Source organism: Anoxybacillus sp. B2M1, from assembly GCF_001634265.1.
Lineage (GTDB): Bacteria > Bacillota > Bacilli > Bacillales > Anoxybacillaceae > Anoxybacteroides > Anoxybacteroides rupiense.
Genome location: NZ_CP015435.1, coordinates 2772464 through 2798530, shown reverse-complemented (window position 1 = coordinate 2798530; position 26067 = coordinate 2772464). Strand labels below are relative to the sequence as shown.

Below are 26067 nucleotides of genomic sequence, written 5' to 3'. Positions count from 1 at the left end.
TTTTCATTAACTTATTCAGGCTGTTGACAAACGCTGTCATCGTATGTCGCCAGCCTTGCTCGTCCACCCATGAATGTTTTTTTGTTCGATGGGCGGTTTCGTTCCTTGTCTGTGAGGCGTTTTCAAGACCGGCTGATGCTCAAAATGACGGTAGACAAAGTCAAAGTGGACTTTGTCTACCGCTTTTAACACTTATTATGCTCTTTTACGAAACAAATTTCCATCCTAAAACACAGGGCATCATAAGAAGTCTATATGGATGCCGCTTAAAAGGCATGGGCCCTCCATCAGCTTTGCTGCCTTTCTCTTTCTGTTCCCGAACGATAAGCGCCGCCTGTCAAGCAGACGGATCCGTTCATACGGACGACCCATTTGATATTCTTCTCATCCATTCACTTATCTTGCACAAAAACGATCAATCGTATTTTTTAATTTTTGCGCTTGCTCCGCTAACTGGCTGACAAGCTCATTCACATGGTTAATCATTGCGGCTTGTTCCTGTGTGGCAGCCGTCACTTCAAGCGCTCCGGCTGATGTTTCTTCAGCAATCGCTGCTACCTCCTGAGATTGGATGGACGTTTTTTCAATATGCCGCATTTGTTCCTTCACCAATTCCGCAATTTGATGAACGGAATTAGCCACTTCATGAATCGAATGAGTCATCTTCATAATTGCTTCATTTGTATCGTTTCCTTTTGCAGCTTCTTCATTGGCAGCGGTCACCTGCTCATCAATTTGCGCGACCACGTGAACGACTTCTTTTTGAATATTTTTGATCAGCTCAGAAATGCCCTGCACGGCCCGCGCGCTTTCATCAGCCAGCTTCCGCACCTCTTCCGCAACCACAGCGAAGCCCTTTCCATGTTCGCCAGCACGCGCCGCCTCAATGGAAGCATTTAAAGCTAATAAATTCGTTTGACCCGCAATATCACCAACAAGCAAAATGATATTCTCGACTTTTTTGGCATGCTGCTCAAGGCGCCGTACCGCATTTAACGAAGCCTGATTATTTTGGGCTAAATGTTGAATGCCTGTTACAAGTGAATCAATGACTTCTTTGCTCTTATGAAGAGTGTCGACCATATCAACGGCCAATTGCTCTGATTGCTTTGCTTTTTGCTGAACTTCATTGGCGATCTTCAACACATCTTCCACTGATTCGGCGGTTGTCTGCATCGAAACAGCCGAGTCGGTCGCCCCTTTGGAAATTTCCTCAATCGTTCGGGCTATGCTTTCTGAGCGCTCGACTGCCACGCTTGAGGCATCGGTAATTTCGACTACCTTTTCGTTTGTATGGGCAAAGTTTTCTTCAATATTGCGGACCATCATTCGCAAATTTCTTAACATTTCATTAAAAGCGACTCCCAATGCCCGTATCTCGTCATCCGATTTAGCTAGCGGCACATCTTCATCAATTTTTCCATTTGCTGCTTTAATCGCCGCCTGCTCTAACTGATGCAGCGGACGCGTAATAAAACCTGAAGCGATATACGCCAAAAGTCCTGACCAGAAAATACCGAGCAATAGGATCACAATCGTAAACAAACTCTTATCAAACGTACTGAACATTAGATCATAAAGTACATAAATAAAGAATGCGCTTGTAGAATACGTAATAACGGCCAAAATGGTCGTAAACACAACAAGCTTTAATCGCAGGCTAAACCCGTATTTCTTTTTCTCACTCATGGCCTATATCCCCCTCAAATATCCCATTATAGCTTTTGAATGAGCTGATCGATCAATTGATCCAACTCCTCTCTCGTCCGGCGATAAACCTCAACAGAGCCCCCGAACGGATCGACTACATCCCCTTCTTGTCCTAAAACAAATTCCTTAATTGTAAAGGTTTTGTCCTTTGCCTCCGGAAATCGTTCCATCAGCTGCTGTTTGTGCCCAGTTGTCATGGTAAAAATATACGTAGCCCAGTCCACATCTTCTTTTTTTAGAAACGAAGAACAATGAGCCATATCAATTCCTTTTTCTGTTAATACCAATTTCGCATAGTCAGAGGCGTCGCTCCCTTCCATAGCAAATAAGCCTGCGGATTTCACTTGGACATCCGGCAGTTGCTTGTTCCTTAATAGAGCTTCAGCCATTGGACTTCGGCACGTATTCCCCGTACAGACAAAAAGTACATGAATCGACATAATACCCTCCTCGTTGGTAAGGCCTGTATAGCATTATTATAATAGAATTCTTTTTCTAAAGTATAGTGCAAAAAAGATTGCTACTATATAAATATAGGAGAATGGGACGAATCGTCTCCAGACCATCAGCAGACGAAGGTGAGTCTGCTGGCAGATCTCGGCCCCGCAAACAAATGACAAAAGTCTAAAAAACGCCGCTTTCAGATCCATCCATGGTTCTGTAAAGCGGCGTTTTTCGCTCATTTGACCGTGAAAAGCGGCCCAAACTCCATTATGTACATGCTAAGGCATGAAGTTACATCCCCATATAGCTGCCTTATCCAAAGGGAATCATCAGCTTTAAACCGAATACTAGCAGAATGCTGCCGCCCAACAATTCCCCATAAATGCCAAGCCAGCGCTGAAAGCGGCTTCCCAGCAATAAGCCAAGCCATGTAAGAACCATGCTAAAAAAACCAAACAGCAGAATCGTTAATAGCGTGCGGGCTCCGTAAATACCGAGACTCAGACCGACCGAAAAGCTGTCGAGGCTGACGCTCAAGGCAAAAAAAACTAAACCTATCCCGACCGGCGAAATCAGCGGATCACTTTCTCGCTTTAAGGAAGTGACAATCATTTGCAAGCCTAGTATAAGCAGGAGTCCGCCGCCGACATAAGTGGCAATCGCCCCAAATTGCTCAGACAGAAGACGCCCCACAAACATTCCTAGCATCGGCATTAGCACGTGAAAGAGGCCGATGGTAAATCCTATATGAAACATTTGCTTAACACGCAAACGAAAAAAACCCATTCCCAATCCAATCGAAAATGCGTCCATGCCCAATGCAAATGCCACCATGCACAATGTCACCAGTTCACCAACTAATTCCTTCATCTCCCACCCTCCCCGGACTTGCCTATTGGTAACATATGCAAGTCCAAGGAGGTTTAGACTGGTTATTTTTCATAAAGAATCCGATATCCCGCCGCCTTTTTTAACCGATTCATAATAGCTGTACCAATGCCATGATCAGGAAAACATTCGCTATAGATCATGTCCACCTCAGCTTCATCGAACGCCCGAAGCGCATCATATAAATGGCGAGCGACTGTATATAAATCTGACCGCTTTCCACAGGAGATCACAGCATCTGCTCTGTAAGTCAATTGCCGCTCTTCGGTCGTTAACACTCCCACTTTTTTACCGAGCGCGCGCTGTTCATCAACAAGATGCTGCAAAAATGCTGAAGTGCCTTCCACAATCGTCAACGGCGCTCGCGGTGCATAATGTGTATATTTCATTCCTGGCGCTTTTGGCTTCTCCTTTTCATTCAATAACGCCGCATCCACATGAACACGTCCGATGAGGTGCTCTAGCTCCTCTTTGGTAACGCCTCCCGGACGCAAAATGGTGGGGATGTCCGTCGTGCAATCCAACACCGTCGATTCGACTCCGATTCCCGTTGGTCCGCCATCCACTATACCCGCGATTTTTCCATTTAAATCAGCTAAAACATGCATGGCGCTTGTCGGGCTTGGTTTTCCTGACCGATTCGCGCTTGGAGCAGCAAGCGGCAAGCCGCTCTCCCGAATTAAGGCCAGAGCGACTGGATGGGCCGGCATACGCACCGCAACCGACGCAAGGCCGGCTGTTACTTCTTCACAAACAGCATTTTTTCTCTTTTTCAAAACCATGGTCAGCGGCCCCGGCCATAGCCGTTCGATTAACGTTTGCGCCACATCAGGAATATCCACAGCGATCTGTCCCAATTGATCATAATCAGCAATGTGAACAATTAATGGATTATCAATCGGGCGCCCTTTCGCCTGAAAAATTTTTTTCACAGCTGCCGACGAGGCGGCATTCGCCCCTAATCCATATACGGTTTCAGTAGGAAAAGCAACCACTTCACCGGCACGCAACAGCTCGGCCGCTTGTGAAATTTGTGGATAAAGATCATGTTTATCCACAAATTTATCCACAATCCAAATTTTTGTTTCCATGCTCCTCACCACCATTCATCGTTGATTATCTATTTAATTTTATTGCTAGTTTTGAAGAACCAAGCAAAATCATATGCGAACCATCTATTTCTATCCACATATTGTGGATAAATTCATTTTTACTGTGGGTAAATCTGTGGGTAACTATTTGTTTATGAATCCAAACTTCTGCATTTATCCACAAAAATGATTACGGCCAAATTTTTCCGATCATTTCCTTGATGAAAAATTTTACCTCCACCTTATCGTCGTCATCATTGACGACAACGTCTGATGAGGACATCACAGCCGTGCCGGCACCAGCTGCTTGCAGCGCTGGCGAATTTTCCGTTTCTTCTTGCTCATGATCCTTCGTTGTTTTTTCTTTTTTAACAAATGTGGCATTGTCTTTTTCTGGCTGCTGCTTGTTCACAACTTTCTTATTCATATGTTCTTCACTCTTATGAGCTTCTTCTGATGCCGGAGTCACTTCTGTTTTGGCTCCCTCTTCTGCTTTCACGGCTTCGCCATTGGAAAAGTCGAGGAAACATAGCGGCGGAAACAACACACACCACCAATTTGCTCCTTTTCCTTCCCCTAGAGTAATAAGAATCGCTTGATATTCCCCTGCCGGATAAATATAGTTCCCATAAATCTTAGTCGGAAAATGCACCTTGCCAAATTGAACATGGTAGGTTTGATCGCTCTTTTCTTTTTTCAGCACATCAGCCACCGTTTTTTCAATATCAGGCAAATGTAAGCGGATGACTTGCTCAGCCTGAGAGAATGAGGTTAAATGAGCGACCCAGCCGTTAATTTGTTCATTCACCGCATCGCGCACTTTACGCTTCAACGCTTGATCCTCATCCGAATCGCTGTTGGCTAGGATACGCAGACGGATCGCCTGATCTGGAATCATCACTTGCGCATTTTCACCAGCCTCTGTTTGCTGACCATACACATTCACAAACACACCGATTGCCAATAAAAAAATATATAATACAATTGCTAGTTTTTTCATTATATTGCACCGTCCTTTCACTAACCTATTTTGGACAGTGCTATCCATTTTTAAACTATGAATCTAAAAAATAAAACAATAAATTAATGGATTGAAAGCTTTCATGCAAAATCATCAAAGAAGACCTTTGATTTTTCCTTCGTTATAGGGAATTCCCCTAACAAAGCCCCCGTTTGTGCACGCCTCCATCTTCCTGCTGCATTGATTAGCCATGATGTACCACAGATTCCAACGACCAATCATATCATAAAATCGCACCCGTTCTCCGTGATGGGCCATAAGCGAGAATGCGGGTGCGAGATGTCCTTTGTCTTATAACGGCGGTTCGATTTCCGCATAAACATTGCGGTCTTTTCCATTGATATCAAAAACAACGTCAACAGCAGCCTGCGGAAATGTTCGCTGCAGCAGTTGAGCTACCGCTTCTCCTTGCCCTGCCCCAACTTCAAATGCGACAATAGAACGGCTTTTCAGCACCAAAGGCAGTTCAGCCATAAAACGCCGATAAAAATCAAGGCCATCCTTGCCGCCCACAAGCGCTTTTCGCGGTTCATGGTCTTTTACAATTGGAGAAAGCAAAGCGATATCAAGCTCTGGAATATACGGAGGGTTAGACACAACAACATCCACTTTGCGTTTTGCCTGAATGAGCGGCTGCAGTAAATCCCCTAACCAAAATTCTACTTCCGCTCCAAGGCGGCGGGCATTTTCTTGTGCTACCAGCAGCGATTTTTGCGAAATATCAATCGCACTCATGCGCAGCGTATGGTTTTCGAGCGCCAGTGTTACAGCGATCGCTCCGCTGCCTGTTCCTACATCGACAACATCAACCGCTGTTTGATTAGGAAAAAATCGTTGGATGCGCTTTAACACCCCTTCCACTAACTCTTCCGTTTCTGGCCTTGGAATGAGAACCTCGCGATTGACGAGGAACGAACGACCATAAAATTCCTCTGCGCCAATCAGGTATTGTACAGGGGTATGTTCCTTTGCATGCTGATGGAGATCTTCAATCAGCCCTTGATACGCTTTTTCGCTAATTTTCTCTCGCAGACAAGCAAACAGCTGCGCCCTAGTCATTTGCAAATGATGAAGCAGCAGTAATTCTGCTACACGCGCTTCTTTTCCATGCTCTTCTAAAAAAGAAGAAGCCCAATGAAGGACTTCGTAAATTTTATAACTCATGATTCGCCTGCTCCAATTTTTTCGATTGATCGTCTAGAATCAGCGCATCGATGATCTCATCCAGCTTCCCTTCTAGAATTTGATCAAGCTTTTGAATCGTGAGCCCGATTCGATGATCCGTTACGCGATTTTGCGGAAAATTGTAAGTGCGAATCCGCTCAGAACGGTCTCCTGTGCCGACCGCCTGTTTGCGTGTTTGATCATATTCTGCACGCGCTTCTTGCTGATATTTATCATAAATACGGGCACGCAATACTTTCATCGCTTTTTCCTTATTTTTAATTTGCGATTTTTCATCTTGGCATGAAACGACGATTCCGGTCGGGATATGCGTTAAGCGCACCGCGGACATCGTCGTATTGACGCTTTGTCCACCTGGTCCGCTTGAAGCGAACGTATCAACACGAATGTCTTTTTCATTGATTTCAATTTCAACCTCTTCCATTTCAGGTAAACAGGCAACAGTTGCTGTCGATGTATGGATGCGTCCGCCCGATTCTGTCTCAGGAACACGCTGAACACGATGAGCGCCATTTTCAAACTTTAATTTTGAGTACGCCCCTTTTCCGTTAATCATAAAAATAATCTCTTTATAACCGCCTAATCCTGTTGGACTCGCTTCGATGACTTCCGTTTTCCATCCCTGGGATTCCGCATAGCGAGTATACATACGGTATAAGTCGCCCGCAAACAGCGCCGCCTCTTCTCCGCCAGCCGCGCCGCGAATTTCCATAATGACGTTTTTGTCATCGTTCGGGTCTTTCGGCAACAATAATACTCTTAATTTTTCTACTAGCGCTTCCTCGCGCTCTTCCAATTCGTTAATTTCTTCTTTTACCATTTCGCGCATATCAGGATCCAATTTTTCTTCTAGCATCGCTTTCGCATCTGCCAGCTGCTCGCGAACAGACTTATATTCGCGATATACATGCACGGTTTCTTCTAAATCGGACTGTTCTTTTGAATAGTCGCGAAGCTTTTTCGGATCATTAATAACTTCTGGATCCATCAACAGCTGGTTTAATTTTTCATAACGTTCTTCTACTGCTTGAAGACGATCAAACACATGCTTCACCTCTGTCTTTGTCCATACACAGTCTAATTTGTAATTATACTACAATCTAATGAAATACGAAAGTACTTCCATGGTCCAGCTAAATAAAGTCCTATGAGGGTTAATGAAACGTCTCTCCTTTCTAACAGAGTGGAGATGTGATAACGATTGTTCAATCCCCTTATCGATAAACACAAACTTGGGACGGGAACGATATGTATCCAAATTCATTGTCAGAAAAGCCTGCCCGACTGTCGTTCCTGCTCATTGCGGGGAAATCAATATCGACACATTCAATGAAATGGAGATCGTCATGAAACACGATCGACGGATGAGCTCGACTTCATGTACACGAATGTTTACGTCTCAGCTTCCTCTTATCGAACAGGCGATTTTTTGACCAAAGTGCCAAGAATTAGGACAAAATCGACAAATTTTCGGCATCATTTGCTAGCGAATGCACGCCTGCCCCTCCGTCCATATAGAAGGAATCCGCCTATCTGCATGCCAGACGATCTGCTCGTGATGCTTCGCTGAGCCATAAGATTCCGTTTCCCTTTGCGGACAGGAAGCGGATTTTTTTACTTGGCATACTTTTTGCATTAATGGTAGATGACGAAAAATTTTTCGGAAAGGGGATTGGGAGAATGAAAGCAGCTGTTGTTCATCAGTTCAAACAAAAGCTTCAAATTGAAGAGGTAGAAAAACCAAAGCTTGAGTACGGCGAAGTGCTCGTGAAAATCGAAGCGTGCGGCGTTTGCCATACCGATTTGCATGCCGCTCATGGGGACTGGCCCGTCAAACCAAAGCTTCCGCTCATTCCAGGACATGAAGGAGTGGGAGTCGTCGTCGAAGTGGCACCGGGGGTGAAATCGATTAAAGTGGGAGATCGCGTAGGAATTCCTTGGCTTTACTCCGCATGCGGGGAATGTGAATATTGCTTAAGCGGCCAAGAAACCCTTTGCCCTCATCAATTGAATGGCGGTTATTCTGTTGACGGCGGATACGCGGAATATTGTAAAGCGCCAGCGGATTATGTCGCGCGCATTCCAGATAACCTAGATCCGGTGGAGGTCGCACCGATTCTTTGCGCCGGGGTCACAACCTATAAAGCTCTGAAAGTATCCAATGCTAAACCGGGGGATTGGGTAGCCATTTATGGAATCGGCGGCTTAGGACATATCGCTCTGCAATACGCGAAAGCAATGGGATTCAATGTAGTGGCCGTCGATATCAGCGATGATAAAGCAGAATTGGCTACAAAATTAGGAGCGGATATCGCCATTAATGGCTTAAAGGAAGATCCGGTACAAGCCATTCATGAAAAAGTCGGCGGCGTACAAGCGGCTATTAGCGTAGCTGTCACGAAAAAAGCATTTGAACAAGCCTATCAATCTATCAAACGCGGCGGTTGTCTCGTTGTCGTCGGATTGCCTCATGACGAGCTGCCGATCCCTATTTTCGATACCGTCTTAAACGGCATCACCGTTAAGGGATCCATCGTAGGAACAAGAAAGGACATGCAGGAAGCGCTTAACTTCGCAGCCCAAGGAAAGGTTCGCCCTATTGTGGAAGCGGTTTCTTTGGAGCATATTAACGAAGTGTTTGAACGGATGGAAAAAGGACAAATCAACGGCCGCATCGTTTTAACCATGCAATAACACTTTCTAAATAGATATTCAAGCTGGCAGGAGCGGTGGAACAAGCGGCTCCTGCACCAGCCAAACAATGAGCGAAGAGGATGATTTCTTAGATAAAGCGCTTGAGGGCTTTACGATGTTTGCCCTGAATCAAGGAGAGGTCTGCACATGCCCGTCGCGGGCCTTGATCCACGAGTCCATTTATGCTGCATTTATGGAAAGGGCGCTTGAACGAGTCAAAAATATTAAAGCCGGAAATCCATTGGATACAAGCACCATGATTGGAGCGCAAGCATCGTCCGAACAGATGGAAAAAATCCTTTCCTATATTGATATCGGCAAGCAAGAGGGAGCGGAATGCCTGATCGGCGGAGACCGAAACCACATCGCGGGCCTTGAAAACGGCTATTATATTCAGCCGACCGTATTCAAGGGACATAATAAAATGCGGATCTTCCAAGAGGAAATTTTCGGTCCTGTCGTATCTGTCACAACGTTTAAAAGTGAAGAGGAAGCACTAGCCATTGCCAATGATACATTATACGGATTGGGCGCCGGTGTGTGGACAAGAAATATTCATACCGCTTACCGGCTAGGCCGGGGAATTCAAGCAGGAAGAGTGTGGACCAATTGTTATCACGCCTATCCGGCTCATGCGGCATTCGGCGGCTATAAAATGTCAGGAATCGGCCGCGAAACTCATAAAATGATGTTAGCTCACTACCAGCAAACCAAAAACCTTCTCGTCAGCTATCATCCAAAAGCGCAAGGGTTTTTCTAAACGATTCACAGCTAAGGGGCACGTGGCTCATCCATGAGGGCGAGCCGCCGCCTCTCTATTTTCTGGCCAATGATACACCATTAGAGGCTGAAGCTTTTTTACAAAAGGAAAAAGGAGCGGATGCAAAAGCAGCTATACTTTTGAATCTGCTCCCTTTTCTTTTAATAAATACCGCAATTTACGAACGGTGATATTTAATCGCTCTGCTGTCTCCTTTCGGTTTCCGATCGTTTCTTTTAATGTTTTTATGACAAAGGAACGGCCAATTTGCGTCTCTAATTCTTTCACCAATGACAATACATATTCAAGATCTACTTGTGGATGATTATTCTTCCACAATGACAATACATGGTTCGTCCATTGCTGCAAATAGGTTTCTAAATCGATTTCTTCTTGCTCCTTTTCATGCACCCGTACAGATGGAGGATGGGTTTCTCCTTTGATTTTTTCCGGAAGATACTGTGGCGTAATCACCTGTGTTTCTCCTTCCGCTAATGTGATCGCCCGCTTGACCACATTCATCAGCTCTCTTATATTTCCCGGCCAATGATAACGCTTCAAATAGAAAAGGCTTTCTTCGGAAAAAGATAATGATGAGTTCATTTTTTTTAAAAAATAAGTAAGCAAAAGCGGCAAATCTTCTATTCTCTCTCGAAGCGGCGGAATCGCGATTTTGACTACGTCAAGCCGATACAAAAGATCTTCTCTAAACTTTTTTTCTTCTACTGCTTTAGACAAATCGACATGTGAAGCCGCAATGATTCTTGTATTGGTTTTGCGGATGACCTCACCGCCTACCCTCATATACTCGCCAGTCTCTAACACTCGCAGCAATTTGACTTGAATGGCCAGCGAGGCTTCGCCAATTTCATCGAGAAATAATGTTCCGCGATGAGCAATCTCAAAGATGCCTTTCTTTTCTTTGATCGCTCCTGTAAAAGCCCCTTTCTCATGACCAAACAGTTCGCTTTCCAACAATGTTTCGGAAACGGCTCCGCAGTTTATTCCAATAAAAGGCTGGTCGTAGCGAAGGCTCGCGTGGTGAATAAACTGGGCAAGCACTTCTTTTCCTGTTCCTGTTTCCCCTTCAATGAGCACATTGACATTTTTTTTCGCAATTTTATAAGCCAATTTTAACAGATCATTCATTTCCTTGTTCGTCCCGACAACAAACCCAAGCGTTTCCGCGAGCTTGTACATGTCGTCTTGTGATGAAGCGATACCGTTATTTAACAGTCCTTCAATTAATTCTTCCAGCTGCTCAATATCATCAAACGGTTTTTCTACATAGTCGCTCGCTCCATATTTTATCGCATCCACCGCGGTTTTGACCGTGCTGTATCCCGTCATTACCACAGCTTTACACGTCGGCTGTGTGCGCTTCAGCTGTTTTAACAAGTCTAAACCGTTTGTGTCCGGAAGTTTGACATCAATAAATGCGAGATCAAACGAGTATTGCTGAATGAGTTTAGAGAAATCTTTGCCGCTGAATCCGAGCTTTACGCGATACCCTCTTCCTTCTAGCAAATGCAGAAAAAAGGTGCCTACCTCTCGTTCATCATCAATCACTAAAATATAGCTCATCGGTTCTCTGCCTCCATTCTATCGCTTTGCCGGAAGCTTTAAAATAAACTCACTTCCTTTTCCTCGTTCGCTTATGGCTTCAATCGTCCCTCCGTGAGCTTGTGCAATTCCTAAGCTAACAGATAGACCAAGCCCTGTTCCTTTTCCTGGCCGTTTAGTCGTAAAAAACGGGTTAAAAATCTCCTGCAGATGCTGTTTGTCGATCCCAATACCATTATCTTTGACAGAAAGGGTTACCCATTTACTCCCATGTTCAACGATCGTTTTTGTTTCAATTGCGATTACTTTTTCAGCGCCCTCCCTCTCTTCCAGTGCATCTTTGGCGTTGATTAAAAGATTTAATACAATTTGGCCAATTTGCTGAAGATTCCCTTCCACCCATTCAATGGAATGATCCAGATTGACCTGAATGACGATATTTTGCTTTTGAATTTGATCCCTGATCAGCCCCAGCACCTGTTCAACCGCATCATTAATGGAACAGTCCGCAAACCGATATTCATCCTGTCTGGCAAATGTCAGCAAGTTTTGAATAATGGCTTTGCAGCGCTTTCCACATGAATAAATATCGGATAAAAGCGTGGAAGAACGCTCTTCTTTCGGGAAAGATCTCAACAATAGCTGAGCATTGCCAAGAATCGCTGTCAGCGGATTGTTCAGCTCATGAGCAATACCCGCCGCCATTTCGCCAATGGCGGCCAATTTCCCTGATTGCACCAATTGCGCCTCAATCTGAAGTTTTTCTGTAATATCATTGATATAAATAATCACAGCGTAAATGCTTTGGTTTTCGTTAAATACTGGATACGAATGAAAGTCACATATGCGTTGCTGAATATGAAAGCGACGATAAACGGGTTTTTGTGTTGCTACATTTTCCATGATAGGGTTTTCATTTTGCTCAATCGCTAACAGCTCACATATATTTCTAGTATGCGGGGACCCGCCAATTTGAAAAAATTCTTTCGCTGCATCATTATATCGCAAAATACGGCCTTCTAAATCAACGACTAAAATCATTTCCGAAACAGCCCGAAATGTTTCCTCCCATTCTTTTTTACTGACAAGCACCTCGCGATAAAGCCTTGCATTTTCGATGCAAACCGCCAACTGATCGCCAAATTGCTGGAAAAACGAGAGATCGGCTTCATCATATCGGACGATTTCAGAGCTTCCGATGCTTAATACGCCGATTACCTGTCCTTTGCTAATCAACGGAACAAGCAATACGCTTTTCATGCCAAGCTCTCGGTAGACAGCGTTTTCTACATAACTCTCCTCTTTCTCCTGCACTTGATAAAAAAGTTTCTGCAGCGATTGAATCACTTTCCAATAAATCGAGTGTTCCTTCGGCAACGTAAAACCAATGGGGAAGTATAGCGAATGCAAAGGATAGACATTCGTCAATGTGAGCTTATCATTTTCATATAAAGATAGGCTAATTCGTTTGATAGGAAAAATTTCTCTCAGCTTATCAAAGGTATTTTTCAGCATATCATCCATTGACATATCAATATTAAAGCTTTTCGTAATGTCATTGATAATTTCCAGCTGCATATTTTTCTTTTTTAATTCCGCTACCATTTTCTTCAATTCGGTATAATAGCTTTTCTTGGAGGATTGCACCCCTGTTAACAAATTAATCATTTGCTGCCGCTCATTCATCGCTACCATGCCCTTCTAAATATTTCTTCAATATCTTCTGCCGTTACATCTCTCGGGTTGGTAATCATGCAAGCATCATGTAAAGCCATGAGGCTCATTTTTTTCATTTCTTCTTCTTCTACCCCAATAGATGACAAACGTTGGGGAGCCCCAATATCGGCCGTTAATTGTTTGACATACTCAATGGCTCTTCTCCCTGCTTCCATATGAGACATTCCGCGTATATCCATGCCAAGAAAAAGAGCAATATCAGCAAATTTCTTAGGATTGGCTAAAAGATTGTACTCCATTACATGAGGAAGCAAAATAGAATTGACATCGCCATGCAAAAGGTTGTATTTTCCTCCTACTGCATGCGACATCGCATGGACAGCTCCTAAAATGGCGTTGGAAAAGGCAAGCCCGGATTGTAAGCTTGCCATTGCCATATTCGTCTTAGCCTCCCGATTCATTTTGGAAGCTACAGAAGGCCGCAAATATTCCGCCACTAGAGAAATCGCATTCTTCGCTTGAACGTCTGTCAGAGGTGTAGCCGCCAAGCTGACATAGGCTTCAATGCCGTGTGTTAACACATCCATCCCCGTCGCTCCGGTTAACTCCGCACTTTTTGTGACGAGCGTTTCTGGGTCAATAATCGCGATATCTGGAATAAGAGATCTAGAAATAATGGTCATCTTTTTCTGCTTTTTTGTATCGACAATAACGGAAAATTGCGATACTTCTGAACCTGATCCAGCGGTAGTCGCAACCATGACCTGCGGGGGAAGCGGATGGTGGATTTTATCCACTCCCTCATAGCTTTGAATCTGGCCGCCATTGGTGGCGAGAATGGCAATCGCTTTCGCTACATCAATCGAACTGCCGCCGCCAACGCCAATAATGGAGTCACACTCATGCTCCATATAAACGCGGCATCCCTTTTCTACTTCTTCATCTTTCGGATTAATCGTGATATCAGAAAAAGTAGTGTACTTTAAGCCCGCTTGCTTACAGCTTTGAATGACCACATCTAGCCACCCTGCTGCGATCACACCTGGATCACTGACAATCAAGACATTTGTCGCACCAAGCCGTAAGCAGCTTTCTCCCACCTGCTGAATGGATCCGTTTCCAAAAATGATTTCTGGCATCATGAATTTGTGAATGTTCATACTTTCTCCATCCTAATTATAACCTTTTACTAATTTTATAATTATTCTCAATTTTTTGTCCACAAAAAAACCGGGATACAGTATAACGGCTTTTTATTTCAGATGGCCAATAAGCTGTTCCCCGGCAGGACTCTTCTGTTTTTTTATATAGAACGGAGTTCATCTTTCAACCTTTCCATTTTAGCGGCGTCATCCAGCGCAGCTGATGTTAACCCTATCAACCCCATTCATTGGATGCGCCGATATATTCCTCTCAGATGAGCAAATAAAAAGCTCATGAGGTGATTCCATTCGTGGTTACGCTTTAGCATGAGCGAGATCATGGACGGACTTGTCGCCAACCGTCGAAGAAATGACATTCTGCTTTTGAATGGGCGATAGGTTCTATCCTCTCATTGGATTGATATCATTTGACAGTCGATTCCATGCTGAAATCGTTTATTACTTATGTATCATAAATAAACTTTTAGAGATTGAAGGAATATGTCTGTAAACACATACGGCCAGAAGACAAGTATATGTGCTTACCTTCCGACCGTTGAACTTCATCACTTGCACATGTTCATCTGTCCAATTGCATCTCTCAATATTATGCAGCACCAAAAACCCTATTGCAGAGCAGGCACCTATCAGTCATGGATTCGTACATGAACACGATAGGTCGGGATTGCCTTTGTCAATAATTGCTGCAAACGCGCTTGATCTTTTTGTCTCTGCTCATTCGACAGACGGTTTCGTGCATGAACGGTGATCCACATGTCAGCACCATTCATCCACACCGATCCAGCCTCATAATTTGTATATTTTTCCACTACTTGAACCGCTTTTCGCACATCCGCACGATTATTTTCGCTGCCATCGGTCAAGCTTATAAAATTCGGGTTTTGATTGGTGTTTTCTGGATCATCAAAATGATTATACATTCGATCATAATTGGGCTTGGCCCGATCCCCTGTCATTAGTTTTCTTCCGTTTTGATCTTCCTTTTGTGCATGATATTGTGAATCGGTTGGATTCAGTGCACATGCGGAAAGGAGCACACCGAAAAGTAACGGCAGTACCTTTTTCATCATTCGTCGCCTCCCTGCCGTTATCTTTTCCTGTTATGACAGAAATATTGATAGCAGAATGTACCATGCACTACCGAATGATACGTTCGGTTTCGCTTCCATTACGGTCTCGCTTCTTTGGCTTATCAGGAACTTCATGATGATGGCGGCAACGCGGCTCATATGATTCACTGGCCCCCACTAAAATCACCGGATCATAATAAGAAGCAGGTTTGCCATTAATGAGTCGCTGTGTACGGCTTGCTGGGGAACCGCATACCGTACATACTGCTTGAAGCTTTGTGACCGATTCGGCAATCGCCATTAATGTCGGCACAGGACCAAATGGTTCACCGCGAAAATCCTGATCCAATCCAGCTGCAATGACGCGATAACCGCGATCTGCTAACGTTTGCACAATTTCGACAATTTGCTCATCAAAAAATTGCACTTCATCAATGGCAACGACATCCGTTTTTTCTGATATGTATTCTAATATTTCCTCAGCAGTCGCGACGGAAATAGCAATCACTGAAGCGCCATTATGAGATACAACCGCTTCTTCGCTATAGCGGTTATCAATCGCAGGTTTAAATACCTTCACTTCCTGCTTTGCAAATGTAGCACGACGAACGCGGCGGATCAGCTCCTCTGATTTTCCAGAGAACATGCTGCCGCAAATCACCTCGAGCCAGCCTGATTGTTTCATTACATCCATCGGGGCTTCCCCTTTCTTTCCAAACTTCATGAAAAAACAGGCAAGTGAATCAACTTCGCTTGCCTGTTCTGTACGTTTACTCATCGAAGTAATGATAAAGCGGCACGCTAATCGCTCAGCGAGCCGTTTTCTATTATTTAAGGCCGTATTTTTTGTTGAATTTATCAACACGTCCTGCAGCAGAAGCGAATTTTTGACGTCCTGTGTAGAATGGATGGCACTCAGAGCAAATCTCTACGCGCACTTCCTCTTTCACAGAGCCGCTCTCAAACTCGTTTCCACAAGCACATTTTACGATCACTTTTTTGTACTCAGGATGAATGCCTGCTTTCATTTCTTTTCATCTCCTTCCGCCCTGAATCATTTCGAAACAGAGTTTCTCTATCCGTTGTGAGTCATTTCTCATTGTTTGACAAAACACACATGATAAAATTATAGCAAGGGTGTTATGGTTTTGCAACTGGTTATTTTTTAATCCCTATATTTTTCCATTCATCGTCTAATATCGAGAAAAATTCTTCATTTGTTTTCGTTTGGCGAAGCTTATTTAAAAAGCGCTCGATAAAATCTGGTGTATCCGACATCGTTTTGCGAATCGACCAAAGCTTGTCTAAATGCTCTTTTGGAATCAGCAATTCTTCTTTACGAGTACCAGAACGGCGAATATCAATAGCTGGGAAAATCCGACGTTCCGCCAGCGAGCGATCTAAGTGCAGCTCCATATTGCCCGTTCCTTTAAATTCCTCATAAATCACATCATCCATGCGCGAGCCGGTATCGACAAGCGCTGTCGCTAAAATCGTCAAGCTGCCGCCTTCTTCAATGTTGCGCGCAGCTCCAAAAAATCGTTTCGGACGGTGGAAAGCGGCTGGATCAATCCCTCCGGAAAGTGTCCGTCCACTTGGCGGAATGACTAAATTATAGGCTCTTGCCAAACGAGTAATACTGTCCATTAAAATGACAACATCGCGCTTATGCTCAACGAGACGCATCGCGCGTTCAAGCACTAACTCAGCAACCTTGATATGGTTTTCCGGCACTTCATCAAACGTCGAGCTGACAACATCGCCCGCTACCGAGCGTTCAATATCGGTCACTTCCTCAGGACGTTCATCAATTAGAAGGACAATCAGCTCGACATCCGGATGGTTTGTCGTAATACTGTTAGCGATTTCTTTTAAAAGCATTGTTTTCCCTGCTTTTGGGGGAGCGACAATTAACCCGCGCTGGCCAAAGCCGACCGGGGCGATTAAATCCATAATTCGCGTCGACAGCTTATCCGGCGTTGTTTCTAATTTCATTTGGCGACTTGGATAAAGCGGCGTCAAGGCAGGAAAGTGAACGCGTTCTTTCGCTACTTCAGGGTCTTCGCCATTTACAGCCTCCACGTGAAGAAGCCCATAATATCGTTCATTTTCTTTAGGAGGACGAACTTTTCCTGAAACTTTATCGCCATTTCTTAAATCAAAGCGGCGAATTTGCGAAGCGGAAATGTAAATATCCTCTGAGCTTGGAGAGTAATTGATCGGCCTTAAAAACCCGAACCCTTCTGATTGAATGATTTCGAGAACGCCTTCCATAAACAATAATCCGTCTTGTTCAGCCTGTGCTTTTAAAATAGCGAAAATAAGCTCTTTTTTTGTTAGTTTACTGTAATAAGAAATTTTATATTGCCGAGCTAGTTCATATAGCTCTTTAAGTTTCATATTTTCTAATACCGAGATTGTTAAGTCCATTTCGCCACCACACTTTTACTATTTTTCATTCTCTCCCATATACACCAAATGAATTTATGAAATAAGCTATGGATGGGATGAAAGAAGATTACGAAGGTTTATATGTTAAAGAAGCAAAAAATCGCAGAGCTTATTTTTATGCACACACGGCATGACTATTTTACCCTTTTTACAGTTTTTTAATCAACCATTTTTTATTTTTATCATGATCAATACAGGTTAGAGTGTTTCCTCCGAAGTAAAGCTAAGCGACGTGCGGAGCCGGATGTTGATCATTTGCGGATGAGATCGATTACATATCATCCATTCGCCGATTGATTGGAACACTACATAGGCAAGCGCCCATAAAATGATGATGATAGATCATCCATTTGGACCTTACAACAAAAATGAGCGGGTTGAGGTGCTATATGAGTAGATGTAACTGAACATTTGCGGCGATATGAAGCTTGTTATTGTCCTTTTCTCATCTGATGCACTCCAGTTTCTAGATAAATTAAAACACCATAGGCTGTCAATGAAACGTTCCCATTCTACAAAAATGGGATGAATTCCTTGGTTTTTCATCTTTCCAGCCATTTGACTAGTGACAGCGTGATAGAAAGGAGCGAGGGAAGCTGCATCTGCCCCTCGCTCACATGGCTTATGGTTTAATGACTAAATTAGGTTTTTTCTTTAAGCTGTGCCGCCCGTCAATGAAACGAACCGTGCCTGATTTCGCCCTCATGACAAGGGAATGCGTTTCTCCATAAGAGCCTTTAAATTGAACTCCTCGCAAAAGCTCACCGTCAGTGACACCCGTTGCAGCAAAAATAGCGTCATCCCCTTTTACTAAATCTTCCATGCGCAGCACTTTGTCGACATTTAATCCCATTTTTTTGCATCGTTCCAATTCTGCGTCATTTTGCGGCAGAAGCTTCCCTTGAATTTCACCGCCTAAGCATTTTAATGCCACAGCGGCTAATACACCTTCTGGCGCTCCTCCTGATCCAAACAAAATATCAACGCCGGTATGATCGAACGCCGTATTAATCGCTGCGGCCACATCGCCATCATTAATGAGTTTAATGCGGGCGCCGGCCTCTCGCAGTTCCGCTATAATATGCTCATGCCGCGGGCGATTTAACACGATGGCCACCACGTCTTCAATATCTTTATTTTTCGCTTTCGCAACCGCTTTCAAATTGTCTATAATTGGCGCATTGATATCAATCATCCCTACTGCTTCTGGGCCAACGGCAATCTTATCCATATACATATCAGGAGCATGAAGTAAATTTCCATGGTCGGCTACTGCTACTACCGCCAATGCATTCCAGCCCCCAGATGCCAAGATATTGGTTCCTTCTAGAGGGTCAACTGCCACATCAACACGCGGCCCATAACCGTTTCCTAGCTTTTCACCAATATATAGCATCGGCGCCTCATCCATTTCTCCTTCACCGATAACGACTGTTCCTTTCATTGGAATCGTGTCAAAGACGTCACGCATCGCCGATGTCGCCGCACCGTCCGCTTCATCCTTTTTTCCGCGGCCCATCCAGCGCGCTGCGGCTAATGCCGCTGCTTCCGTTACACGAACAAGCTCCATTGATAAACTTCTTTCCATTGTGACTTCTCCCTCTCCCCTTCGTTGCCTATAGATTTTGAATTTGCTCAATTTCCTGATCGGTCATTTTCTCCCGCCAAATGGTTGCGCCTAATCCTGTCAATTTTTCGACAAGATGGCTATACCCACGGTCGATATGATCGACCCCAGTAATTTCCGTCATTCCATCCGCCATTAAACCAGCGATTACAAGAGCTGCACCCGCCCGTAAATCGCTCGCTTTCACTTTCGCTCCCTGCAGCAGCGTTGGACCGGTTACGATGGCCGAGCGTCCTTCTACCTTAATGTTGGCGTTCATTCTCCGCAACTCATCAATATGTTTAAAACGCGCACTGTAAATGGTATCGGTAACAACGCTTGTCCCATGTGCCTTGGTTAATAAAGCTGTGAATGGCTGCTGCAAATCTGTTGGAAAGCCTGGATATACGAGCGTTTTCACATCGACCGCTTTCATTTGCGGAGATCCAACAACCACCATTTGATCATCGCTTGCTTCGACACGCACACCCATTTCACGCAGTTTTGCTGTTAATGACTCCAAATGCTGCGGAATCACATTGTCGATCATCACTTCTTGTCCCATGGCAGCTGCGGCAATCATAAAGGTTCCTGCCTCAATTCGATCAGGAATAATGGAATGACGGCACCCTGTCAATCGCTCCACCCCATCAATGCGGATAATATCCGTTCCCGCTCCTTTAATTTTAGCCCCCATGTTGGACAGTAGTGTGGCTACGTCAATGATTTCTGGCTCTTTTGCAGCATTTTCAATGATGGTGCGTCCTTTCGCGCGTACAGCAGCCAGCATAATGTTAATGGTTGCCCCAACACTTACTACATCTAAATAGATACGGGCACCGCGCAATTCATCCGCACGCAAGTAAATGGCTCCTTGCTCGTTTGTGACTTTAACTCCTAACGCTTCAAACCCTTTAATGTGCTGGTCGATCGGGCGCGGTCCTAAATGACAACCGCCCGGTAGACCGATGACAGCTTTTTTAAAGCGGCCGATCATCGCTCCCATTAAATAGTAAGAAGCGCGCAGCATTTTCACTTTTCCGTTTGGAAGAGGCATTGACACGATGTTCGTCGGATCAATTGTCGCTTCTTTGCCATCAAAATGGAACGTGCCGCCAATTTCCTCGATTAACTCTCCTAATACGCGAACATCCGAAATATCAGGCAGCCCTTCGATTGTTACCGGCGATTCAGCGAGAATCGTTGCTGGAATCAACGCCACAGCACTGTTTTTCGCCCCGCTGACTCGCACCGTTCCGCGCAAAGGGTCGCCGCCTATGATCTTTAATTTTTCCATTGTAGTCTCCCTTCCAGCGAAGATGCCTTGCTTTTGCGCGAATTGCAACGGAAACGCTTATTTACAGTTTAGACCAAAACTCATGATTTTTATCGCTGTTTTTGCTGATTCCAATCCGCTAAAAATTTTTCAATTCCTTGATCAGTAAGTGGATGCTGGAATAGCTGCATTAATACCTTATAAGGAATCGTCGCAATATGAGCTCCTCTTAATGCTGCCTCCGTTACATGAAGTGGGTGACGAATGGATGCTGCGATGATTTCTGTCTCAATGCCGTGAATATCAAAAATGTTGGCAATCGTTGAAATAAGCTCTAATCCGTTATGACCGATATCGTCTAAACGCCCAAGGAATGGTGAAACATAGGTTGCACCAGCACGTGCAGCTAACAGAGCCTGATTGGCAGTAAAGATGAGGGTAACGTTGGTTTGAATTCCTTTTTCACTAAATGCCTTAACGGCTTTAAGACCTTCTGGCGTCATCGGTACTTTAATCGTAATATTTGGAGCGATTTTCGCTAGCTCTTCTCCTTCGCGAATCATTCCTTCTGCATCCATTGAAATAACTTCGGCGCTTACAGAACCTGATACAATTGATGTAATCTCGCGAAGGCGATCGTGGAAGGACACGTTTTCTTTGGCTACAAGGCTCGGGTTGGTCGTCACTCCCGCTAAAACCCCCAGCTCATTAGCCTGTTTAATTTCTTCCAAATTTGCCGTATCAATAAAGAATTTCATCGCTCTCTCCTCCTAAACATATTCCTTAATGAAATGAAACAAAACCGCTCGTTTCGGGTTCAAACCGAAACGATGCGGCTATCTGATTACAAAGCTTTGCCAGAGGAACCAAACTCGCGCATTTTCCCAATGACGGTTTCTTTAATAGCGTCACGGCCAGGACCGATAATTTTGCGTGGATCGTATACTTTTGTATCTTGCGCCAAGATTTCACGCACAACTTTTGTAAAGGCCATTTGGTTTTCAGTATTTACATTGATTTTTGAGGTTCCAAGTGAAATCGCGCGTTGGATTTGTTCCGTCGGAATGCCTGTACCGCCGTGCAATACAAGCGGAACGCGCGTTAAATCACGGATAATTTCCATTTCTTTGAATCCTAATTTTGGCTCTCCTTTGTAAGGACCATGCACAGAACCAAGCGCTGGAGCCAAGCAATCGATATTTGTACGCTTAACAAGCTCCTCGCATTCCTTTGGATCTGCATAAATAATGCCGTCTGCCACCACATCGTCCTCTTGTCCGCCGACTGTGCCGAGCTCCGCTTCGACAGACACGCCGCGCGTATGGGCATACTCGACCACTTGTGAAGTGATTTGGACATTTTCTTCAAACGGATGATGAGAAGCATCGATCATTACGGATGTAAAACCAGCATCAATCGCTGCTTTACATTTTTCGAAGCTGGAACCATGGTCAAGATGAATGGCCACAGGAACGGTAATATTCATATCCTCCATTAATCCTTTCACCATGTTGACAACCGTTTTAAAGCCGCCCATATATCGAGCTGCTCCTTCTGATACACCGAGGATTACTGGAGATTTTTCTTCTTCGGCAGCGGCTAAAATGGCTTGGGTCCATTCTAAGTTGTTAATATTAAATTGCCCTACCGCATATTTTTCTGCTAACGCTTTGTTTAGCATTTCCTTCATCGATACTAAAGGCATGATAAAAAACCCTCCTTGTCATTAAACTCCGCCTTTCGTCAAAAGGGAGGCTATGCCGCAGCATCGCCGCAACAACTTGCATTATGTATGAAAGGCGCGCTTCGGCCTTACTTTATAAGCATACCAACTTCGAGACGAAACAGCAACATTATGCGCACCTAGGAATTCCACAAAAATTTATTGAAAGCGCATTACGAAATATATTTTTTCACCGCTTCCCGCAATTCATCAATATCGAATGGTTTAGCAAAATGCATGATGGCGCCTAAATCTTTTGTTTCCTGAATCATATCAAGCTCGCCATATGCTGTCATAATAATGACTTTAATGTTCTCATTCATTGCCTTAATCCGTTTTAATATTTCAATTCCATCCATTCCTGGAATTTTCATATCTAATAATACTAAGTCAGGTTGGTGCTTTTGGACGATCTCTAATGCTTGTATACCGTTAGCTGCTTGAAAGGTTGTATATCCTTCTCTTTGAAAAACTTCATTTAGTAAAATACGAATGCCATATTGATCGTCAACGATTAAAAGTTTGTTTCCCATCTGTTATGCACCTCTATTCTTTGTTTTGCTAATTTGTATAATTCCGCATTTCTTTGTTGATTTCCTGCCTCTTTTCCATCATTGTCCGCAAACGAATACAGTAGCGATCATCAGCAGCCAAATGAAACGGTTGTGTTCTTTCCCCAATTCAGTATACTGTAATGATGTAAAGGACGGTGAAAAAAAGCATGATGAAAGTTTTTTCCACCCAATTAACGGGTTACTTCAAAAAACTCGCAGAGCAAGAAGAAATGGCGATCGAAGATGGTGCGCGCCTGCTTGCTCAAGCATTGATCGGGGACGGGCGCATTTTGATTCATGGCTTTGATGAGATGGAATCCGTTGCTCTTACGGCCATAAAGGGAGCAGAGATGTTGCCCAAAGCCGCGCCGCTCATGAAGCACGGAACGATTCGTGCAGATAGGAATGAAACCGATCGTGTTTTACTCATTACGCGCTTCTCCAACGATGAGCGTGCCATTGCATTAACTGAGCAGTTGATTCAGCAAAACATTCCAGTCGTCGCCATTTCAGCTGCCGTCCCTCAAGAGCCTTCGCTTGCCGATGTAGCCGATGTGCATATTGACAGCAAGCTGGTAAAGCCTCTTATTCCAAAGGATGACGGTACGCGCTTTGGATTTCCAGTTGTCATGATGGCGCTATTTGCCTACTATTGCTTGTTCTTTACGATTCATGAAATTTTTGAGGAATACAACGAATAAGACGATCTCGCCATTGATGCGAGATCGTCTTATTCTACTGTTTTTATTTCTGCAATGATGCTTTTACAAATTCACGGAACAGCGGCTGCGGTCTTGTTGGACGAGAAGTAAATTCCGGATGGAATTGAGCCGCCACAAACCATGGATGATCCTTTAATTCAATAATCTCCACTAAACGTCCATCTGGGCTTGTGCCGGAAAAAACAAATCCTTTTTGTTCCATGATTTGTCTATATTGGTTATTAAATTCGTAACGATGGCGATGACGCTCATAAATGACCTCATCCTGATAAGCTTCATAGGCAAGAGTTCCTTCAACAAGCTTGCATGGATATAATCCCAAGCGCAGCGTTCCCCCTAAATCCTCAATATCTTTTTGCTCTGGAAGCAAATCAATGACAGGATGAGGAGTATTTGGATCAATCTCTGATGAGTGCGCATTTTCTAATCCAACTACGTGGCGGGCAAATTCAACTGACGCCAACTGCATGCCGAGACAAATTCCGAGAAACGGAATCTGCTGCTCCCGGGCGTAGCGAATCGCTTCGATTTTTCCTTCAATGCCGCGATCACCAAATCCACCCGGAACGAGGATCCCGCTAGCATCTTTTAACAGTTCATGAACATTATCGCGATCTACATGTTCTGAATTGATCCATTGGATTTCTACTTCTGCATCGAAAGCATAACCCGCGTGGCGAAGTGCTTCAACAACTGAAATGTAAGCATCCTGCAATTCTACATATTTCCCGACAAGCGCTATTTTCGTTTTATCAGAAAGATGGCGCACTTTTTCGACAAGCGCCCTCCATTCGGTCATATCTGCTTCTTGGCAGTTCAGCTTGAGATGTTCGCAAACAATTTGATCTAATTTTTGCTCCTGCAGCATTAACGGCACAGCATATAATGTATCGGCATCGCGCGCTTCAATTACAGCTTTCGGGTCGATATCGCAAAATAGCGCAATTTTATCTTTCATTTCTTGCGACATCGGCATTTCGGTACGAACCACAATGACATTTGGCTGAATCCCTAAGCTGCGTAATTCTTTTACACTATGCTGAGTTGGCTTTGTTTTCATTTCTCCAGCTGCTTTAATATACGGAACAAGCGTACAATGAATATACATGACATGGTCGCGGCCAACATCGCTTTTGATTTGACGAATGGCTTCTAAAAACGGCAGCGATTCAATGTCTCCAACCGTTCCGCCAATTTCCGTAATCACTACATCGGCATTTGTTTCACGGCCAGCACGAAACACTCGCTCTTTAATCTCATTCGTAATATGAGGGATGACTTGTACAGTTCCCCCTAAATAATCACCACGGCGTTCCTTTTTCAATACCGCAGAATAAATTTTCCCAGTTGTGACGTTGCTGTATTTATTTAAATTAATGTCAATGAAGCGCTCATAATGTCCTAAATCTAAATCCGTTTCTGCACCGTCATCCGTTACAAATACCTCTCCATGCTGATACGGACTCATCGTCCCTGGATCGACATTAATGTATGGATCAAACTTTTGAATCGTTACATTCAATCCGCGATTTTTCAATAAACGGCCTAGCGAGGCAGCCGTGATTCCTTTTCCTAATGACGAGACAACGCCACCCGTTACAAAAATATACTTTGTCATCTTGTTTTTCCCCCTTGCCAAAAATATATGTAACACTTTAAAGTGTGCTCAAAGCGCCAAAATAAAAAACGCCCCTCTTACCTTTGTAAGGGAGCGTTATCATATTTAATAATTTTTAAAGAGCCCAAATAAAATTCTACATAGTCCGCCATGTAAAGTCAAGAGGAAGGTCATTCTTCCTCCTCTTCTGCTTCCTCCATCTCTAGCAGTTCATCGTCCATTTCTTCATCTTCGAGTTCAAACTCATCTTCATCAAGCAGTTCTTCATCGAACTCATCCGCTTCGTCGAGATCGAATTCGTCCTCATCGAGGAGGTCGTCGTCTAAATCGACATCTTCTTCGTCTTCATAATCATCGAGATCATCATAATCTAGTTCTTCATCGTCAAGAACTTCATCATAATCATCATATTCATCCAATACTTTTTTCTTCTTCTTCGGCTTGATCGTTGTAACATTTTCGTCTTCTGTTTGATCGTATGGATACCAAGAGCGCAATCCCCAGCGATTTTCTCCAATGCAAATAAAACGGCCGTCGATATTCAAATCTGTATAAAATTGCGCAAGGCGCCCCTTCACATCTTCTTCTTGCAAATTTGCTAAAGCAGCAATTTCACGAACAAGCTCTTGAAATAATAGCGCTTCTTTTCTCTCTGCCATCACAAGATAAGCGAGTTCAACGAGTGACATTTCTTGTAATTCCTCTGGAGAGTATTGCTGCAAACTCAAATCCGGCACTCCCTTTCTATGTAATAAACTTCCCTACCGATAAAAATGAATGAATGCACTTGGAATACATACCATTCATTATAAACAAATTCTCTTTGTTTATGCTAGCTCTGAATCAATAGT

General features: G+C 43.9%; 23 protein-coding genes and 1 pseudogene. 3 read left to right on the top strand and 21 right to left on the bottom strand.

What is annotated here, in order from left to right:
• Positions 1-396: 396 nt before the first annotated feature.
• The 7 genes from GFC28_RS13620 to prfA all read right to left on the bottom strand — a co-directional run bounded on the left by GFC28_RS13620 (position 397) and on the right by prfA (position 7384).
• Positions 397-1689, bottom strand: coding sequence for a methyl-accepting chemotaxis protein (locus tag GFC28_RS13620; RefSeq protein WP_044741541.1), 1293 nt, complete (start codon positions 1687-1689; stop codon positions 397-399).
• A gap of 26 nt (positions 1690-1715) precedes the next feature.
• The gene (locus GFC28_RS13615) at positions 1716-2150 is read right to left on the bottom strand and encodes a low molecular weight protein arginine phosphatase (RefSeq protein WP_044741540.1); all 435 of its coding nucleotides are present in this window, start codon (positions 2148-2150) and stop codon (positions 1716-1718) included.
• Between the two features lie 316 nt (positions 2151-2466).
• Positions 2467-3024: a manganese efflux pump MntP gene (locus GFC28_RS13610; RefSeq protein ID WP_044741539.1), complete on the bottom strand. Its 558-nt coding sequence runs from the start codon at positions 3022-3024 to the stop codon at positions 2467-2469.
• Positions 3025-3086: 62 nt separating this feature from the next.
• Positions 3087-4133 (bottom strand): L-threonylcarbamoyladenylate synthase, encoded by a 1047-nt coding sequence (locus GFC28_RS13605; protein ID WP_044741538.1) that lies wholly within the window; start codon positions 4131-4133, stop codon positions 3087-3089.
• Positions 4134-4323: 190 nt separating this feature from the next.
• The gene (gene spoIIR / locus GFC28_RS13600) at positions 4324-5133 is read right to left on the bottom strand and encodes a stage II sporulation protein R (RefSeq protein ID WP_044741537.1); all 810 of its coding nucleotides are present in this window, start codon (positions 5131-5133) and stop codon (positions 4324-4326) included.
• Positions 5134-5445: 312 nt separating this feature from the next.
• The gene (gene prmC / locus GFC28_RS13595) at positions 5446-6318 is read right to left on the bottom strand and encodes a peptide chain release factor N(5)-glutamine methyltransferase (RefSeq protein ID WP_044741536.1); all 873 of its coding nucleotides are present in this window, start codon (positions 6316-6318) and stop codon (positions 5446-5448) included.
• Positions 6308-7384 carry a peptide chain release factor 1 gene (gene prfA / locus GFC28_RS13590; protein WP_044741535.1) on the bottom strand — a complete coding sequence of 359 codons (1077 nt, stop codon included), beginning with the start codon at positions 7382-7384 and terminating at the stop codon, positions 6308-6310. Before prfA ends, prmC begins: the two co-directional genes overlap by 11 nt.
• Positions 7385-8019: 635 nt before the next feature.
• Between prfA and adhP the strand changes: the two genes are divergently transcribed.
• Both adhP and adh read left to right on the top strand, forming a co-directional pair.
• On the top strand, positions 8020-9033 hold the full coding sequence (adhP, locus tag GFC28_RS13585; RefSeq protein WP_044741534.1) for an alcohol dehydrogenase AdhP: 1014 nt from the start codon (positions 8020-8022) through the stop codon (positions 9031-9033).
• Positions 9034-9112: 79 nt separating this feature from the next.
• A pseudogene (gene adh / locus GFC28_RS13580) lies at positions 9113-9793 on the top strand (aldehyde dehydrogenase); the annotation flags it as partial.
• Positions 9794-9925: 132 nt separating this feature from the next.
• Here the strand turns inward: adh and GFC28_RS13575 are convergent.
• From GFC28_RS13575 to GFC28_RS13520, 12 genes are all read right to left on the bottom strand, one after another.
• Positions 9926-11377, bottom strand: a complete 1452-nt coding sequence (locus tag GFC28_RS13575; protein ID WP_044741533.1) for a sigma-54-dependent transcriptional regulator — start codon at positions 11375-11377, stop codon at positions 9926-9928.
• A gap of 18 nt (positions 11378-11395) precedes the next feature.
• Entirely contained in the window at positions 11396-13042 is a 1647-nt protein-coding gene (locus GFC28_RS13570; protein WP_044741532.1) for a sensor histidine kinase, read from the bottom strand.
• Between the two features lie 2 nt (positions 13043-13044).
• Positions 13045-14193, bottom strand: coding sequence for an iron-containing alcohol dehydrogenase (locus GFC28_RS13565; protein ID WP_044741531.1), 1149 nt, complete (start codon positions 14191-14193; stop codon positions 13045-13047).
• A 629-nt stretch (positions 14194-14822) separates the two neighbouring features.
• A complete protein-coding gene (locus GFC28_RS13560) occupies positions 14823-15266 on the bottom strand; it encodes a hypothetical protein (RefSeq protein ID WP_231734678.1) in 444 nt (147 codons plus the stop codon).
• A gap of 67 nt (positions 15267-15333) precedes the next feature.
• Complete coding sequence (locus GFC28_RS13555; protein WP_044741530.1) at positions 15334-15960, bottom strand: thymidine kinase; 627 nt, start codon at positions 15958-15960, stop codon at positions 15334-15336.
• Between the two features lie 133 nt (positions 15961-16093).
• Complete coding sequence (rpmE, locus tag GFC28_RS13550; protein WP_044741529.1) at positions 16094-16294, bottom strand: 50S ribosomal protein L31; 201 nt, start codon at positions 16292-16294, stop codon at positions 16094-16096.
• A gap of 130 nt (positions 16295-16424) precedes the next feature.
• Entirely contained in the window at positions 16425-17696 is a 1272-nt protein-coding gene (gene rho, locus GFC28_RS13545) for a transcription termination factor Rho (RefSeq protein ID WP_044741528.1), read from the bottom strand.
• A 643-nt stretch (positions 17697-18339) separates the two neighbouring features.
• Complete coding sequence (gene glpX, locus GFC28_RS13540; RefSeq protein WP_044741527.1) at positions 18340-19305, bottom strand: class II fructose-bisphosphatase; 966 nt, start codon at positions 19303-19305, stop codon at positions 18340-18342.
• A 28-nt stretch (positions 19306-19333) separates the two neighbouring features.
• Entirely contained in the window at positions 19334-20620 is a 1287-nt protein-coding gene (locus GFC28_RS13535; RefSeq protein ID WP_044741526.1) for a UDP-N-acetylglucosamine 1-carboxyvinyltransferase, read from the bottom strand.
• An 89-nt stretch (positions 20621-20709) separates the two neighbouring features.
• Positions 20710-21357, bottom strand: coding sequence for a fructose-6-phosphate aldolase (gene fsa / locus GFC28_RS13530; protein ID WP_044741525.1), 648 nt, complete (start codon positions 21355-21357; stop codon positions 20710-20712).
• 86 nt (positions 21358-21443) lie between these two features.
• Positions 21444-22304 (bottom strand): class II fructose-bisphosphate aldolase, encoded by an 861-nt coding sequence (locus GFC28_RS13525; protein WP_044741524.1) that lies wholly within the window; start codon positions 22302-22304, stop codon positions 21444-21446.
• Between the two features lie 191 nt (positions 22305-22495).
• A complete protein-coding gene (locus GFC28_RS13520) occupies positions 22496-22855 on the bottom strand; it encodes a response regulator (protein ID WP_044741523.1) in 360 nt (119 codons plus the stop codon).
• 188 nt (positions 22856-23043) lie between these two features.
• On the opposite strand from GFC28_RS13520, the gene GFC28_RS13515 reads away from it, so the two are divergent.
• Positions 23044-23577, top strand: coding sequence for a DUF2529 domain-containing protein (locus GFC28_RS13515; RefSeq protein ID WP_044741592.1), 534 nt, complete (start codon positions 23044-23046; stop codon positions 23575-23577).
• A gap of 43 nt (positions 23578-23620) precedes the next feature.
• Here the strand turns inward: GFC28_RS13515 and GFC28_RS13510 are convergent, their stop codons facing one another.
• Positions 23621-25216 carry a CTP synthase gene (locus GFC28_RS13510; protein WP_044741522.1) on the bottom strand — a complete coding sequence of 532 codons (1596 nt, stop codon included), beginning with the start codon at positions 25214-25216 and terminating at the stop codon, positions 23621-23623.
• Positions 25217-25386: 170 nt separating this feature from the next.
• Complete coding sequence (gene rpoE / locus GFC28_RS13505; RefSeq protein WP_044741521.1) at positions 25387-25944, bottom strand: DNA-directed RNA polymerase subunit delta; 558 nt, start codon at positions 25942-25944, stop codon at positions 25387-25389.
• Positions 25945-26067: the final 123 nt, after the last annotated feature.

Bases quoted from the DNA above. Each gene is read 5' to 3' on its own strand.
- rpmE (WP_044741529.1), bottom strand. From the start codon at position 16,294: ATGAAAGCAGGCATTCATCCTGAGTACAAAAAAGTGATCGTAAAATGT.
- prmC (WP_044741536.1), bottom strand. From the start codon at position 6,318: ATGAGTTATAAAATTTACGAAGTCCTTCATTGGGCTTCTTCTTTTTTA.
- GFC28_RS13520 (WP_044741523.1), bottom strand. From the start codon at position 22,855: ATGGGAAACAAACTTTTAATCGTTGACGATCAATATGGCATTCGTATT.
- spoIIR (WP_044741537.1), bottom strand. From the start codon at position 5,133: ATGAAAAAACTAGCAATTGTATTATATATTTTTTTATTGGCAATCGGT.
- adhP (WP_044741534.1), top strand. From the start codon at position 8,020: ATGAAAGCAGCTGTTGTTCATCAGTTCAAACAAAAGCTTCAAATTGAA.
- rho (WP_044741528.1), bottom strand. From the start codon at position 17,696: ATGGACTTAACAATCTCGGTATTAGAAAATATGAAACTTAAAGAGCTA.
- GFC28_RS13565 (WP_044741531.1), bottom strand. From the start codon at position 14,193: ATGAACATTCACAAATTCATGATGCCAGAAATCATTTTTGGAAACGGA.
- GFC28_RS13575 (WP_044741533.1), bottom strand. From the start codon at position 11,377: ATGAGCTATATTTTAGTGATTGATGATGAACGAGAGGTAGGCACCTTT.
- GFC28_RS13620 (WP_044741541.1), bottom strand. From the start codon at position 1,689: ATGAGTGAGAAAAAGAAATACGGGTTTAGCCTGCGATTAAAGCTTGTT.
- GFC28_RS13515 (WP_044741592.1), top strand. From the start codon at position 23,044: ATGATGAAAGTTTTTTCCACCCAATTAACGGGTTACTTCAAAAAACTC.
- GFC28_RS13525 (WP_044741524.1), bottom strand. From the start codon at position 22,304: ATGCCTTTAGTATCGATGAAGGAAATGCTAAACAAAGCGTTAGCAGAA.
- glpX (WP_044741527.1), bottom strand. From the start codon at position 19,305: ATGGAAAGAAGTTTATCAATGGAGCTTGTTCGTGTAACGGAAGCAGCG.
- GFC28_RS13535 (WP_044741526.1), bottom strand. From the start codon at position 20,620: ATGGAAAAATTAAAGATCATAGGCGGCGACCCTTTGCGCGGAACGGTG.
- GFC28_RS13605 (WP_044741538.1), bottom strand. From the start codon at position 4,133: ATGGAAACAAAAATTTGGATTGTGGATAAATTTGTGGATAAACATGAT.
- GFC28_RS13555 (WP_044741530.1), bottom strand. From the start codon at position 15,960: ATGGATGTAATGAAACAATCAGGCTGGCTCGAGGTGATTTGCGGCAGC.
- fsa (WP_044741525.1), bottom strand. From the start codon at position 21,357: ATGAAATTCTTTATTGATACGGCAAATTTGGAAGAAATTAAACAGGCT.
- GFC28_RS13560 (WP_231734678.1), bottom strand. From the start codon at position 15,266: ATGATGAAAAAGGTACTGCCGTTACTTTTCGGTGTGCTCCTTTCCGCA.
- GFC28_RS13615 (WP_044741540.1), bottom strand. From the start codon at position 2,150: ATGTCGATTCATGTACTTTTTGTCTGTACGGGGAATACGTGCCGAAGT.
- GFC28_RS13510 (WP_044741522.1), bottom strand. From the start codon at position 25,216: ATGACAAAGTATATTTTTGTAACGGGTGGCGTTGTCTCGTCATTAGGA.
- GFC28_RS13610 (WP_044741539.1), bottom strand. From the start codon at position 3,024: ATGAAGGAATTAGTTGGTGAACTGGTGACATTGTGCATGGTGGCATTT.
- GFC28_RS13570 (WP_044741532.1), bottom strand. From the start codon at position 13,042: ATGAATGAGCGGCAGCAAATGATTAATTTGTTAACAGGGGTGCAATCC.